Genomic DNA, 13,090 nt, shown 5'->3' on the forward strand with positions numbered 1-13,090 from the left:
TATATAGAATCAATGAAGAACTCAGTTAAACATAAAAATGCTATATTTGTGAATACTTATTTTATTTTTTTGATAAAAAAGGCCAGTAAAATAATACTGGCCTAGATACACTATTGTTTGAGATTAGCTGAGCTATTTGACTTAGATACCGTCTCTTTCTATAGGACAACTCATACAACGAGCGCCACCACGGCCACGACCGAGTTCGTTGCCCGGAATCGTCAGTACTTCGATTCCTGCTTTGTCGTATTTCTCATTGGTGTAAACATTACGCTCATAACCGATAACCGTACCCGGTTTCACCGTTAGTACGTTGTTAGCGTCATTCCACTGTTCACGCTCAGCTTCGTAGTTGTCACCACCCGTGGTTATGATTTTCAGTTGATCGAGTCCTAATGCACCTTCAATAGCAGAAAGGTAGTTGTCAGCCTTTTCTACACGCATCTCGCCATTTTCTTTTGGCGTTAAGCGCCAGGTGTCCAGGTCTTTGCGAACAATCTCAGGATAAACTGAGAAGGTGTCGATATCCATATGTGTCATTACCGTATCAAGGTGCATACAAGAACGGTGCTTTGGTAAATCAATCGCAATGACTTCTTTCGCTTGACCGGATTTGAATAAACTTGCCGCTAGGTTTTCAACACCTTGTGGCTTAGTACGCTCTGAAATACCGATAAGAACGGCGCCTTTACCAATAACCAGTACATCGCCGCCTTCAATATTGGCGTTGTCGTAATGAAGATCTTCATCACCGAAATACTTAATAAAGTCTTGTCCAGCGAATACAGGGTGCCAGCGGTATATTGCTCGCAAGTGATTCGTTTCTCGTTGACGAGCTGGCATCATCATAGGGTTAAGGGAGACGCCTCCGTAAACCCAGCATGAGGTATCGCGGGTAAATAGATGGTTAGGGAGCGGTTCGATAACGAAATCGAGTGGACGATGCATCTTCGGTAGCATCGATGATGATTTGATAGGAAGCTCTGAGTAGGCTAAACCACCAAGTAGGAGCGTGGCTAAGTGCTCATTGTCCATTTGAGCAAGGTACTCTCTTAACTCACGTGCGAATGTAGGGCCGTAACGAAAATCAGAGATTTGAGTATTAAGCAGCCATTCACGAGCTTGAGTCACTGCGAGTGTCTCAACTAATAGGTCATGCAGCAACAGCACTTCAACGTCTTGGTCACGCAGTGTTTCTGCAAAGGCATCATGCTCTTCACCAGCGGCTTCAACGGCAAGTACATCATCAAATAGAAGTTCGTGACAGTTTGAAGGGGTGAGGTGGGTGAGTGCTCTTTCCGGTCTATTTAGGAGAACTCGTCTTAATTGACCGACTTCGGAGCCAACGTACAGCTTACTCATTTTGCATCCTTACTATTAATCCAACTTCTATTTATGACAAGCTTGATCGTAATATGCAAGTTTTGAAGATTGTGTAAAGGCTGTGTTGTTCTGATGTTTTTGGGTTTAAATTCTGAGTTATTTAAGTTTGGTGGTATTAAAATCCAATCGAAAGGCTTAATTCTGGAACAAACTTTTTGCGGTTCTATGCTCAAATTTTAGTTATTCGATGATCCACTATGCTTGGTGAACATGATTTTCCATTCAAAAAATATGCAGTTATTTACTTTTTAATGAGGTTTTATGCATCAGTCAAGAGATCGTCAGTATGCATTTGATATGACTAACCACTCAATTTTTTAAGACTAAGACTAAAAGTAATAATAAAAATGAAATGCTAAAATACACGATGGTTAATAAAATGTTGAAAATTTGTTTATGTGATTTTGATTTAAATTTTGAATCGATATCGCCTTTGCTATCTCGCAATAAACTTACCTTTCTAAGCCTGATCTAGGTGGCTTTTCTAGACGATCCGTGCCATATTTCGTGGCAATCAAATTTGATCTTTTCATAGTCAACACTCTGGAGCAGACACATGTCTCACGAAGATGAATATCTATCAGTAGCGGAATTAATTGAATTTCAAAAGGAAGAGACTCGCGACATCATTACAGCATTAATTGAAGATGGTAGCGATCCTGAAGCTCTATACGATATTGAGCATCACCTATTCGCTGAAGATTTCGACGTACTTGAGAAAGCGGTTGTTGAAGCATTCAAAATGGGCTTTGAAGTGCTTGAAGCTGAAGAGACAGAAGACGAAGATGGTAAGAAGCTACTTTGTTGTGATGCAACGATGCAGTGTACTCTGAATGCAGAAGCGATTGATGAGCAAGTTGAAAAGCTTGTGAATCTTGCTGAAAAGTTTGACATTATCTATGACGGTTGGGGCACTTACTACGAAGGTGCAGATGCTATCTACCCAGAAGAAGATGATGAAGGCGAAGAGTAATTCTTTCCCAATTTTAAAAAATGCCAGCGACTAGCTGGCATTTTTTTGTCCTCAGAAAAATAAATGTCTTTATATGCATTCATTCATTATAATGCGGTCAAAATTGATCTAGCTCAAGGAATGACATGCGGCTACCTCTCGATGGTCTTTGGCAAATTTCGCCACTGACGGATCTCTCAATCCCACAAGATGACATTACCTTTCCTGCTCCGTTAAGCTCTAAACTCCCTGATAACTTGAGTGAAGAAGAAATCGCAGAGCAAGAGTGGCACCTGATGCATGACATCGAAGTGGATGATGCGATGTTGGTGTGCCCATTTGTTGAGCTAGTTGTCGCAGGCGTTGACTACTTTGCAGAAGTACGACTCAATGGCGTTGCCGTGTTTGACTGTGATGGCAGCGAAGCTGAATATCGTAAAGACATCCGCCCTTATATGCAGCTTGGTCGCAATCGTTTTGAGATCCTTTTCCTTGAAGAAGAGGAGAGCCTGTTGCTTGAAGAGGATATAGATGACTCTGTATCTTCAGCAGCCGTTGCTAAATCAGATTCACGTATTGGGATTTGGCACGCACCGTATTTGCAGCTTGTTCGTAATGTGAAGCTTGAACAAGTCGTCACCGAGCAAATCTGGCACCACGGTGGTGGTTGTGAGTTTAAAGTGGATGTTATCTATCAAACGCTAAAGGCGGGGTTAGTATCGGCATCCATCAAGTTTAATGGTATGACACTCGTGATGCCGATTGATGTACGCGCTGAACATACTGGCGTCGTGTTCCAGGTTGAGGCGCCGCTCCTTTTTGATATTGAGAACCCTAACCCTAAGCATTTATATCAATTAGAAGTTGAATTGGATGGACAGAAAGAGAGCTCTTTTGTCGCCTTGAACCCAACTTCTTGCGTCAGTAACTTTCTACGTTAACTCCGTATATTTTAGCGCTACCTTCTTTCGCTATAGCGGCGCATTCTGCTTATAAGGATTTGGCCATGACAACCTCACAAGCGTCGTGGCCTGTCTCTCCCCAAGCTGAGTCAAGGTGCTCAAACCCAAGCTTCTCATAGAGTTTGACCGCAGCACCTAAGCACTCCGTCGTTTCTAAATACATGTGTTGATACCCAAGTTGTTTGGCTTGCTTTAAGCTCAAAGCAACAATTCGCTTGGCTAGTCCATGCCCTCGAGTTTGAGGTAAGAAGTACATCTTTTGTAGCTCACACACATTGGATTTACCAGCTAGAGGGGCAAAGCCACCGCCTCCGACGATCTTTCCGTTGTGTTCGATAACCCAGTACATTGCATTCGCTTGGCTATAGACAGAGTACATATCATCGAGTGTTGGATCGGCCACACCATAGCCTTTATCTTCTGTGAGCCCATGCTCAGCCGAAACTTGGCGAATGATTTCTGCTAATTGTTGGTTGTCTGACTCTGTGAGTGGGCGTAATACAAACTCATCCGCTTGGCATACTTTCGTTAGCCCTTTTAAGTAGCTCTCAAGTCCTTGCTTAAGTCGTTGTTGTTCGTTGTCATTGAGTGTCGAGAGTACTTTTTCAAAGAAGATGCTTTGCTGCTGGTCGAGTTGAGATAACGCATCAACACCTTGAGCGGTCAGAGCGACTAATTGGCTACGCTTGTCTGCTGGATTCTCTAGACTTTCAACTAACCCAAGCTTGATCAGACCTGTGACAGTACGGCTAGCATTAGATTTATCTACGTTGAGTTGCTGCGCCAATTGGTTGATGGTGATTGGCTGCAACTGGATTTCACCAAGAGTATGAGCCTGGACTGGAGTGAGGTCGACATCACCACACTGTTTATCAAGCATGCCAAGTAAACGAACCGTTTGACGAGAATAGTCTCTTAACTGTTGAGAATTCATAACTACCTACCTTTGGATTAAAAAATAAAGTTGCGTATCGCAATTAAATTAATTGCGATACGCAACTTTGTCAATGGTAAGATGAATTTTGTTATTCGAAGCAGGTTACTTTAATCCCTCAGTGAGGCTTAGATTAAGCGTGTTGATGTAAACAAAACTGAGCTTTTACTGTTTGGCTTTCAGCTTTTCGTAACCAGACTTTCTCGTGGAAGTAGTAAGCAACTGTATTTAAAGTTGGCTCTAGCAAGGCCATCACACCACCGATGAAAGCATCTCCAGTCAACAAGTAGACAACGGTAAAGGCAACACTAAAGTGGATGGTAGCAAAGCTTGCTGTTTTTAATTTGGTCATCCACTGACGAGCTTTAAGCACTGGAACTTGAGCCCACGCCTTTTCATGAAAATAGAAGGCAACAGTATTCACAGAGGGCTCAATCATAGCGATCAAGCTACCAATTAAGATGTCGCCTGTTAGTACATAAGCGACACTAAATGCGATAGTAAAATGTAATGCAGCAAAGGTTAGTGTCTTTTTCATGATAATTACTCAGTCGTTGTGTTGTTTTGATAGGTCTATTATTAAGAATTATTATCATTAAGCATAATGGGAGGTGGAGATTAATTTGATAGATGAAACCTATCAATCAGTGAGGCTAGAGTGAGAAGCATTGGAATATTGGAATCAGAGGTATAAAAAAAGGCTGGTCACCAAGACCAACCTTTCTATTTAGAGCGAGAAGTTCTAAGGCTTCTCGTTCACTCGGTTTTAAAGCGCTGCGATGGTCGTTTTTTGCTCTTCAAGCTTAACAAGAGTCTCTTGGTAGCCTTCTAGCTTTTCACGCTCTTTCGCGATAACCGCTTCTGGTGCTTTAGCAACGAAACCTTCGTTACCTAGCTTACCTTCGATACGCTTAATCTCACCGTGAGTCTTAGCCACTTCTTTATCTAGACGAGCAAGCTCTGCATCTTTGTCGATAAGACCCGCCATTGGGATCATCAGCTCCGATTTGCCAACCAGTTTAGTTGCACAAGCCGGAGTCTCTTCGCCGTCTGCTAGAACTTTAATGTCGTCTAGTTTAGCTAGAGAGTTCAGAACGATCTTGTTCGCTTCGATACGAGCAGCATCTTTCTCATCAGCCACTTTGATCATTACTTCTAAGCCTTGGCTTGGTGCAATGTCGTATTCCGCACGTAGGTTACGGATAGCGGTGATGAAAGTCTTAACCCATTCGATGTCGTCAACGATCTCAGCATTGAAGTTAGCTTCATTAAACTGAGGAAGCGCTTGAGTCATGATGGTTCTTTCTTCTGCATCAGGGCCTTCAACGCCGTCGATCAGCGGAATAACGCTCTGCCAGATAGATTCAGTGATGTAAGGAAGAACAGGGTGAGCAAGACGTAGAGTCTTCTCTAGAACCGTGATAAGCGTGTAACGAGTCGCTTGTTGTTGAGCTTCAGTACCCTTCCAAAGAACAGGTTTAGTGAGCTCTAGGTACCAGTCACAGAATTGGTTCCAGATGAATTCGTAAAGCGTGTTTGCTGCCATGTCTAGACGGTAGTTGTCTAGGTGAGCGTTAAACTCTTTCGCTGCAACTTCAAACTGAGATTCAATCCACTTATCCGCTAGAGAGAATTCCATGTTTGCACGGTCTTCTACAGACAGTGACATGCCACAGTCGTGCTCTTCTGTGTTCATAAGTACGTAACGGCTTGCGTTCCATAGCTTGTTACAGAAGTTACGGTAACCTTCAAGACGCTTCATGTCCCAGTTGATGTCACGGCCAGTTGAAGCCATAGCAGCAAGAGTGAAACGCAGTGCGTCAGTACCGTAGGGTTCGATACCGTTTTCGAATGTTTTACGTGTGTTCTTTTCGATCTTAGCAGCCAGTTTAGGTTGCATCATGTTGCCACAACGCTTCTCTACTAGCTCTTCAAGGCCGATGCCGTCAATCATGTCGATTGGGTCAAGTACGTTACCTTTCGACTTAGACATCTTGTCGCCGTTTTCATCACGGATAAGACCCGTCATGTAAACAGTTTTGAAAGGTACTTGAGCTTTGCCATCTTCGTCTTTCACGAAGTGCATGGTCATCATGATCATACGAGCAACCCAGAAGAAGATAATATCAAAACCAGATACTAGTACTTCAGATGGGTGGAATGTTTTCAGTGCTTCAGTATCTTCAGGCCAGCCTTGTGTGCCGAACGTCCAAAGCGCAGAAGAGAACCAAGTATCTAGTACGTCGTCGTCTTGCTTAAGCACAACAACAGGCGCTAGGTTGTTCTTTTCACGAACTTCTTCTTCAGTGCGACCTACGTAAACTTTACCATCGTTGTCGTACCATGCTGGGATACGGTGGCCCCACCAAAGTTGACGAGAGATACACCAGTCTTGCACGTCACGCATCCACGCAAAGTACATGTTTTCGTATTGTTTAGGTACGAATTGGATTTGGCCATCTTCAACCGCTTTAACAGCAGGCTCTGCAAGAGGTGCTGTGCGCACGTACCATTGGTCAGTCAGCATTGGTTCGATAACCACGCCACCACGGTCGCCGTAAGGGACAGTTAGGTCGTGATCTTTGATCTCTTCAAGAAGACCAAGCTCATCGAATTCAGCAACGATAGCTTTACGTGCAGCAAAACGCTCCATGCCTTGGTACTTAGCAGGGATATCTGTTGAGTAAACATCGCTTTCTTCGCCGTTTGTTGTGAAGACTTCAGCAGCATCACGGATATCAGCGTTGAACGTTAGGATGTTGATCATCGGTAGGTTGTTGCGTTTACCCACTTCGTAATCGTTAAAGTCATGAGCTGGAGTGATCTTCACACAACCCGTGCCTTTTTCCATGTCTGCGTGCTCATCGCCTACGATAGGGATAAGACGGTTTACAACAGGAAGTAGGATTTCTTTGCCGATAAGATCTTTGTAACGAGGATCTTCTGGGTTAACAGCAACACCAGTATCGCCAAGCATGGTTTCTGGACGAGTCGTCGCAACAACGATGTAGTCTTTACCATCAGCCGTTTTAACACCGTTCGCTAGCGGGTAGCGGAAGTGCCACATGAAACCTTTTTTGTCTTTGTTTTCAACTTCAAGATCAGAGATTGCAGTGTGCAGTTTAGGATCCCAGTTTACTAGACGCTTACCACGGTAGATTAGGTCTTCTTCGTATAGACGAACAAACACTTCTTGAGTTGCAGCCGATAGGCCGTCATCCATAGTGAATCGTTCACGATCCCAATCTACAGATGCACCAAGACGACGAAGTTGTTGAGTGATCGTGCCACCTGATTCGCCTTTCCATTCCCAGATCTTGTCGATGAAAGCTTCACGGCCGTAGTCGTGTTTTGTTTTGCCTTCTTCAGCAGCAATCTTACGCTCAACAACCATTTGAGTTGCGATACCAGCGTGGTCAGTACCCACTTGCCAAAGCGTGTTTTTGCCTTTCATACGTTGAGCACGGATAAGCGTATCCATGATCGTATCTTGGAACGCGTGACCCATGTGTAGGCTGCCAGTGACGTTCGGTGGCGGGATCATGATGCTGTAAGCTTCTTTTGATGTGTCACCGTGTGGCTTAAAGTAGCCTTTCTCTTCCCAAGTCTGATACAGAGCTTGTTCGATTGATGTTGGGTTGTATGTCTTTTCCATAGTGCTCTTAAACGGATACTGTGAATGGTTAATCGTGGTCAAACTTCATAAGTGAAGCTTCTTGAGTTTAAAGTCAAAGAGAGCTTTAACTATGACGTTTGACTATGGATGTTGAATCTCGATAGTTTGTAGCTGATATCCAGCCTGACGGTAAATTTTATACCTTTCTCGAGCGAGTTGCTTAGCTTTTTCTTCGCAAGGCACGAAGTCTATCACCTGAGCAAAGGCGTTCGCAAAGGTTGTATGATTATCAGCCAGATTAATTACCAGTTGACGATTCCAATTGTGTTTTACGCCTTGATAGCCAATTTCGATGTTGGTTGAATACTTTGGGCCTTCGCCAACCAAGTTGTGCGCAATAAACTCACTGGGTTCGACTTGCCAGAAAACTTCAGCAATACGCTCGGCATGTTCTTTGTCATTACAGTTGAGATAAAGTTTAGCGCCTTGTTTTGCAAAGTGCTGAGCAAGAAACAGCACATAGTGAGCAAAACCCTCTTCGCTGGCTTGCGGGCTGTCTGAAGGCACAATGTAAAATGTAGCAGTCTGCATACTTAATACTCGAACTGAAAATCGTGGCTATCAATGTTACTTGGTCAACTGACTCTAATAAATAGCGCTTATTAAAAAAGGGCCCGTAGGCCCTTTTCATTATTTTGAAGATTGCTCTTCAGTCTCATGGCCGCTGCGGTTCAATAAGAATTGGACTAGCATTGAGACAGGACGACCTGTCGAGCCTTTTGCTGCTCCAGATTTCCAAGCTGTACCTGCGATATCCAGATGAGCCCAGTGGTATTTCTTAGTGAACTTAGACAGGAAGCAACCAGCAGTAATGGTACCGCCAGGGCGGCCGCCGATGTTCGCCATATCAGCAAACGGGCTGTTTAGCTGCTCATGGTACTCATCTGCCATTGGTAGGCGCCATGCACGGTCACTTGCTTGCTCAGAAGCATTCACAAGTTCGTGAGACAGTGGATTGTGGTTTGATAGAACGCCACTGATGTGGTGACCTAAAGCAATAACACACGCGCCGGTTAGCGTTGCAACGTCCACCACACATTCTGGTTCAAAGCGCTCAACGTAAGTTAGTGCATCACACAGAACCAAACGACCTTCAGCATCAGTATTTAAAACTTCAACGGTTTGGCCTGACATAGTTGTTAGGATGTCACCTGGGCGATAAGCATTGCTACCAGGCATATTTTCACAACCTGCTAGAATACCAACAACGTTGATTGGCAAGTTCAGTTTCGCCAAGGCTTTCATTGTTCCGAATACAGACGCTGCACCACACATGTCGTACTTCATCTCATCCATGCCTTCGCCTGGCTTAAGTGAGATGCCGCCTGAATCGAACGTAAGGCCTTTACCAACAAGTACAATCGGCTTTGCATCTGAATCAGGTGCGCCTTTGTACTCCATGATAGACATCATAGATTCGTTCTTAGAGCCACGACCCACTGCTAAGTATGAAGTCATGCCTAGTTTTTCCATCTCTTCTTCACCGATGATCTTAGTCGTTACGGTTTCGAAGTCGTCAGCTAGGCGACGAGCTTGAGAGGCTAGGTATGCTGGGTTAGCTATGTTTGGTGGCATGTTGCCAAGGTCTTTAGATGCTTTCACACCAGAAGCAATAGCAAGACCGTGAGAGATCGCTTTTTCACCAAGGCTTAGCTCGCGACGTGTTGGTACGTTGAACACCAATTTACGTAGTGGACGACGAGTCTCTGGCTTGTTGCTCTTGAATTGGTCGAATGTGTAAAGACCATCTTTAGTCGCTTCTACCGCTTGGCGAACTTTCCAATAAGTGTCACGGCCTTTAACGTGAAGTTCTGTAAGGAAACATACTGCTTCCATAGAACCTGTTTCGTTTAGTGTGCTGATGGTTTTTTGGATAATTTATTTGTATTGACGCTCGCCTAGCTCACGTTCTTTACCACAGCCTACTAATAGAACACGTTCTGAAAGTACACCAGGTACTTGATGCAGTAGTAGCATCTGGCCAGGTTTACCCTCTAGGTCACCGCGACGAAGCAGTGAACTAATATAGCCATCGCTAATCTTATCTAATTGCTCGGCTACTGGAGAAAGGCGGCGCGGTTCGAATACACCGACAACGATACATGCGCTGCGCTGTTTCTCTGGGCTGCCACTTTTTACACTGAACTCCATGCGTACTCCTACATCCTGAAGACAAATCAAACTAAATGTTAGATAATGGGTTCTTACTTGTTGGATCCTATAATGGAACTAACCTTAAAGAAGAACACTGACACTTAGCTAAAAATTGAAAAAAATAAAAGGTTCAACGGGAAATTATAGTGATTCAATCAAAAAAACAAGTTTTGTATAGGTAATTTGAGTGTGATTATTGTTAGATATTTGATCCGCGAGACAATCAAGAGCCAATTTGCGATCTTTTTTGTTCTCTTTCTCGTGTTTCTCAGCCAAAAATTCATCAGTGTTTTGGCGGACGCCTCTGATGGTGATATTCCTGCGAGCCTCATATTGTCGATCGTTGGCCTAAATATGCCAGCGATGGGCTTACTGATGCTTCCACTCAGTATCTATATTGGTATTTTACTTACTTTTGGTCGTCTTTACGCTGAAAGTGAAATAGTAGTAATGAACGCCACGGGTATTGGTAATAAATTTCTTATCCAATCTGCGCTTTATTTAGCTTTGATTACTGCATCTGTTGCCGCTTTTAACTCATTTTGGCTATCTCCGTGGTCACAAGATAAAGTTGAACAAATGTATGAAGAAGTGGCTGCAGAGAACAGTGTTGATTTGCTGCCAAAAGGTAAGTTTGAAGGCACGCCAGATGGTTCTTCTGTCGTTTTTATTGATGATATCGACGGTAATAAGTTAAAAAATGTGTTTGTTGCTCAAATGCGACCACGTGATTCGGTATTGCCTAGCGTGATGTTCTCTAAGTCAGGGGATGTAAAAGAGCTCAGCGATGGTCGCCAAGTCATTGTGATGTACGATGGCACTCGACATGAAGGTGTTCCAACACGTCTTGACTATATGGTGACACACTTTGAGGAGTACGAGGGCCTAATAGGCCAACGTGAAGTCGAGAAAAAAGGTCGAGATTGGGAAGCCATTCCTACGCTTGAACTGATTGGTAATCCAGAAAACAGTGCGAAAGCAGAATTACAATGGCGAATTTCATTGGTGCTTTGTATTCCATTGTTGACCATGCTTGTTGTGCCACTGTCTGCTGTGAACCCTCGACAAGGTCGTTTCGCTAAAATTGGCCCAGCCATTCTAATTTACCTAACCTATTTCTTAGCAATTAGTGCAACCAAATCTTCGATTGAAGAGGGGAGTATTCCTGCGGTAATCGGCATGTGGCCAATCAATGCGTTATTGTTATTTGTCGCGATTGGTGCAAACTTTATGGATAGCGTGCCAGTAAGGCGTTTGAAAGAAAAATTCAAGAATAAGAGGTTGGCTTAAGCCGTGTTTAAGATTCTCGATTTATATATAGGCAGAACCATCATCGCAACGACGTCGCTGGTATTGGTGACGTTTGTTGGTCTCTCTGGGATTATCAAGTATGTAGAGCAGCTGAGAAAGGTTGGTCGTGGTACCTATGATTTATTACAAGCGCTGTATTTCGTTTTATTGAGTGTCCCTCGTGATATCGAAATGTTCTTTCCAATGGCGGCCTTACTTGGTGCATTGATCGGATTGGGTATGCTTGCTGCAAGTTCTGAATTAGTGGTGATGCAGGCTGCGGGTTTCTCTAAGTTAGATATTGGTTTATCAGTACTCAAGACCGCTATTCCACTAATGGTTGTCGTGACTCTTCTTGGTCAATGGGGGGCGCCTCAAGCACAAAAAATGGCTCGCGACTTAAGAACTATCTCGATTGCTGGTGGTAATATTATTTCCACTCAAAGCGGGGTATGGGCGCGTGATGCCAATGACTTTATATTTGTTGTCAAAATTGACGATGAAAAGCTATATGGTTTGAACATGTGGCGCTTTGATGAAAACAAAGCACTTAAGACGGCGATATATTCTGAAGAGGTCGATTACGTTGGAGACAACGTTTGGACAATGAACGATGTCGAGATCACATCTTTTGAAAACGAACTTCAAATTACCAAAGAAAGCCTCCCTACATATTCATGGAAGACATCTCTTGCCCCAGATAAACTTGCGATTGTTACGGTTAAGCCTGAAGAGCTATCTTTAAGTGGGTTGTATGATTATGTATCTTATCTGAAGGCGTCAGAGCAAGATGCGTCACGCTATGAACTGGCGTTATGGCGAAAGATAACTCAGCCTATTTCGATAGCGGTCATGATGTTGATGGCATTGTCGTTTATCTTTGGCCCTCTACGTAGTGTGACCATGGGGGCTAGGATTCTTTCCGGTGTTATCGCTGGTTTTACTTTCTATATATCCAGTGAGTTTTTTGGTCCTGTGAGTTTGGTTTATCAAATTCCCCCTGCTTTTGGTGCGCTAGCCCCGAGTGTAGTATTCCTCGGAATAGCAGTCATGCTCTTGAGGCGGAAACTGTAAATAGAAAAAAGGAAGGTATAACGCCTTCCTTTTTTGATCTTGATTAGAGCTAACTTAAATCACGCTATCGTGCTTGTGGTAACACAACGACTTCGGTCTTTGCCCAGATATCGTGAAAGCCACGCTTTTGTGGATCGAATGGAACACATAGGTTTGCCAATCCAAAACCCGAAGTACCTAAACGAATCAGCGCCTGAGTTACTGTAATAGCTGAACCGTCTTTGTTTTGAACGCGTAGCTTCCAGGCTCTCATTCCCAGAGTTTGTCCTGCTCTTGTCCAGAAGAACACAAAGAAGTAAACCCAAACGACCACTAAGTAAAAAGTATACGCTGGGCTCCAAATCGGATGGTTGGTTAAGAAGTCACTAACATCGGCATATCCGCTGTGGTTAAAAATGCCGAGAGCCATGAGCGCGTGCAGCAGAGCGACAATAACGCCAGCCGCCAACATTTCAATAGCGATTACGATCAGAGCGTCGTAGAACAAGGCACCAAATCGGCGCATGACTCCTGCTGGTGGCAGAGTGTTTGTTGATGTCATGTGTTATTACTTCTTTAAAAATTGAGGCTTCAGAATATAGTTTAAGGCTTAGCCTGAAAAGAGACATGACGCACAGCTTATGACTTAGTGGCTAAATTATCGGCAAACACACATGAATTCAAGT

The 13,090-nt window shown here is 43.7% G+C and carries 10 protein-coding genes and 1 pseudogene; 4 read left to right on the top strand and 7 right to left on the bottom strand.

From position 1 onward, the window contains the following. Positions 1-141: 141 nt before the first annotated feature. On the bottom strand, positions 142-1,362 hold the full coding sequence (gene arcA / locus OCV24_RS01910) for an arginine deiminase (RefSeq protein WP_017055309.1): 1,221 nt from the start codon (positions 1,360-1,362) through the stop codon (positions 142-144). A 577-nt stretch (positions 1,363-1,939) separates the two neighbouring features. Here arcA and rraB point away from each other — a divergent pair. Continuing rightward, a complete protein-coding gene (rraB, locus tag OCV24_RS01915) occupies positions 1,940-2,356 on the top strand; it encodes a ribonuclease E inhibitor RraB (protein ID WP_017055307.1) in 417 nt (138 codons plus the stop codon). A gap of 125 nt (positions 2,357-2,481) precedes the next feature. Next, on the top strand, positions 2,482-3,276 hold the full coding sequence (locus OCV24_RS01920; protein ID WP_017055306.1) for a glycosyl hydrolase 2 galactose-binding domain-containing protein: 795 nt from the start codon (positions 2,482-2,484) through the stop codon (positions 3,274-3,276). Positions 3,277-3,325: 49 nt separating this feature from the next. Here OCV24_RS01920 and OCV24_RS01925 read toward each other — a convergent pair whose 3' ends face one another. The 5 genes and pseudogenes from OCV24_RS01925 to pepA form a co-directional block, all read right to left on the bottom strand. Continuing rightward, positions 3,326-4,231, bottom strand: a complete 906-nt coding sequence (locus tag OCV24_RS01925) for a bifunctional helix-turn-helix transcriptional regulator/GNAT family N-acetyltransferase (RefSeq protein ID WP_017055305.1) — start codon at positions 4,229-4,231, stop codon at positions 3,326-3,328. 133 nt (positions 4,232-4,364) lie between these two features. Next, positions 4,365-4,769, bottom strand: coding sequence for a DUF2061 domain-containing protein (locus OCV24_RS01930; protein ID WP_017055304.1), 405 nt, complete (start codon positions 4,767-4,769; stop codon positions 4,365-4,367). Positions 4,770-4,997: 228 nt separating this feature from the next. After that, on the bottom strand, positions 4,998-7,886 hold the full coding sequence (locus tag OCV24_RS01935) for a valine--tRNA ligase (protein ID WP_017055303.1): 2,889 nt from the start codon (positions 7,884-7,886) through the stop codon (positions 4,998-5,000). Positions 7,887-7,988: 102 nt separating this feature from the next. Then, positions 7,989-8,438, bottom strand: coding sequence for a DNA polymerase III subunit chi (locus OCV24_RS01940; RefSeq protein WP_046224431.1), 450 nt, complete (start codon positions 8,436-8,438; stop codon positions 7,989-7,991). Positions 8,439-8,537: 99 nt separating this feature from the next. Then, a pseudogene (pepA, locus tag OCV24_RS01945) lies at positions 8,538-10,058 on the bottom strand (leucyl aminopeptidase). A gap of 192 nt (positions 10,059-10,250) precedes the next feature. Here pepA and lptF point away from each other — a divergent pair. Both lptF and lptG read left to right on the top strand, forming a co-directional pair. Beyond that, positions 10,251-11,351, top strand: a complete 1,101-nt coding sequence (gene lptF, locus OCV24_RS01950; protein ID WP_017055300.1) for an LPS export ABC transporter permease LptF — start codon at positions 10,251-10,253, stop codon at positions 11,349-11,351. A gap of 3 nt (positions 11,352-11,354) precedes the next feature. After that, positions 11,355-12,425: an LPS export ABC transporter permease LptG gene (gene lptG, locus OCV24_RS01955; RefSeq protein WP_017055299.1), complete on the top strand. Its 1,071-nt coding sequence runs from the start codon at positions 11,355-11,357 to the stop codon at positions 12,423-12,425. A 64-nt stretch (positions 12,426-12,489) separates the two neighbouring features. Here lptG and OCV24_RS01960 read toward each other — a convergent pair whose 3' ends face one another. After that, a complete protein-coding gene (locus OCV24_RS01960; RefSeq protein ID WP_017055298.1) occupies positions 12,490-12,966 on the bottom strand; it encodes an RDD family protein in 477 nt (158 codons plus the stop codon). Between the last annotated feature and the right edge of the window lie 124 nt (positions 12,967-13,090).

It is taken from the genome of Vibrio kanaloae, from assembly GCF_024347535.1.
In the GTDB taxonomy this organism is placed as follows: Bacteria; Pseudomonadota; Gammaproteobacteria; order Enterobacterales; family Vibrionaceae; genus Vibrio; species Vibrio kanaloae.

What these genes read in the sequence shown, in the direction of transcription:
- OCV24_RS01960 (WP_017055298.1), bottom strand. Translation starts at nt 12,966, where the DNA reads ATGACATCAACAAACACTCTGCCACCAGCAGGAGTCATGCGCCGATTT.
- OCV24_RS01935 (WP_017055303.1), bottom strand. Translation starts at nt 7,886, where the DNA reads ATGGAAAAGACATACAACCCAACATCAATCGAACAAGCTCTGTATCAG.
- rraB (WP_017055307.1), top strand. Translation starts at nt 1,940, where the DNA reads ATGTCTCACGAAGATGAATATCTATCAGTAGCGGAATTAATTGAATTT.
- OCV24_RS01940 (WP_046224431.1), bottom strand. Translation starts at nt 8,438, where the DNA reads ATGCAGACTGCTACATTTTACATTGTGCCTTCAGACAGCCCGCAAGCC.
- OCV24_RS01925 (WP_017055305.1), bottom strand. Translation starts at nt 4,231, where the DNA reads ATGAATTCTCAACAGTTAAGAGACTATTCTCGTCAAACGGTTCGTTTA.
- arcA (WP_017055309.1), bottom strand. Translation starts at nt 1,362, where the DNA reads ATGAGTAAGCTGTACGTTGGCTCCGAAGTCGGTCAATTAAGACGAGTT.
- OCV24_RS01920 (WP_017055306.1), top strand. Translation starts at nt 2,482, where the DNA reads ATGCGGCTACCTCTCGATGGTCTTTGGCAAATTTCGCCACTGACGGAT.
- OCV24_RS01930 (WP_017055304.1), bottom strand. Translation starts at nt 4,769, where the DNA reads ATGAAAAAGACACTAACCTTTGCTGCATTACATTTTACTATCGCATTT.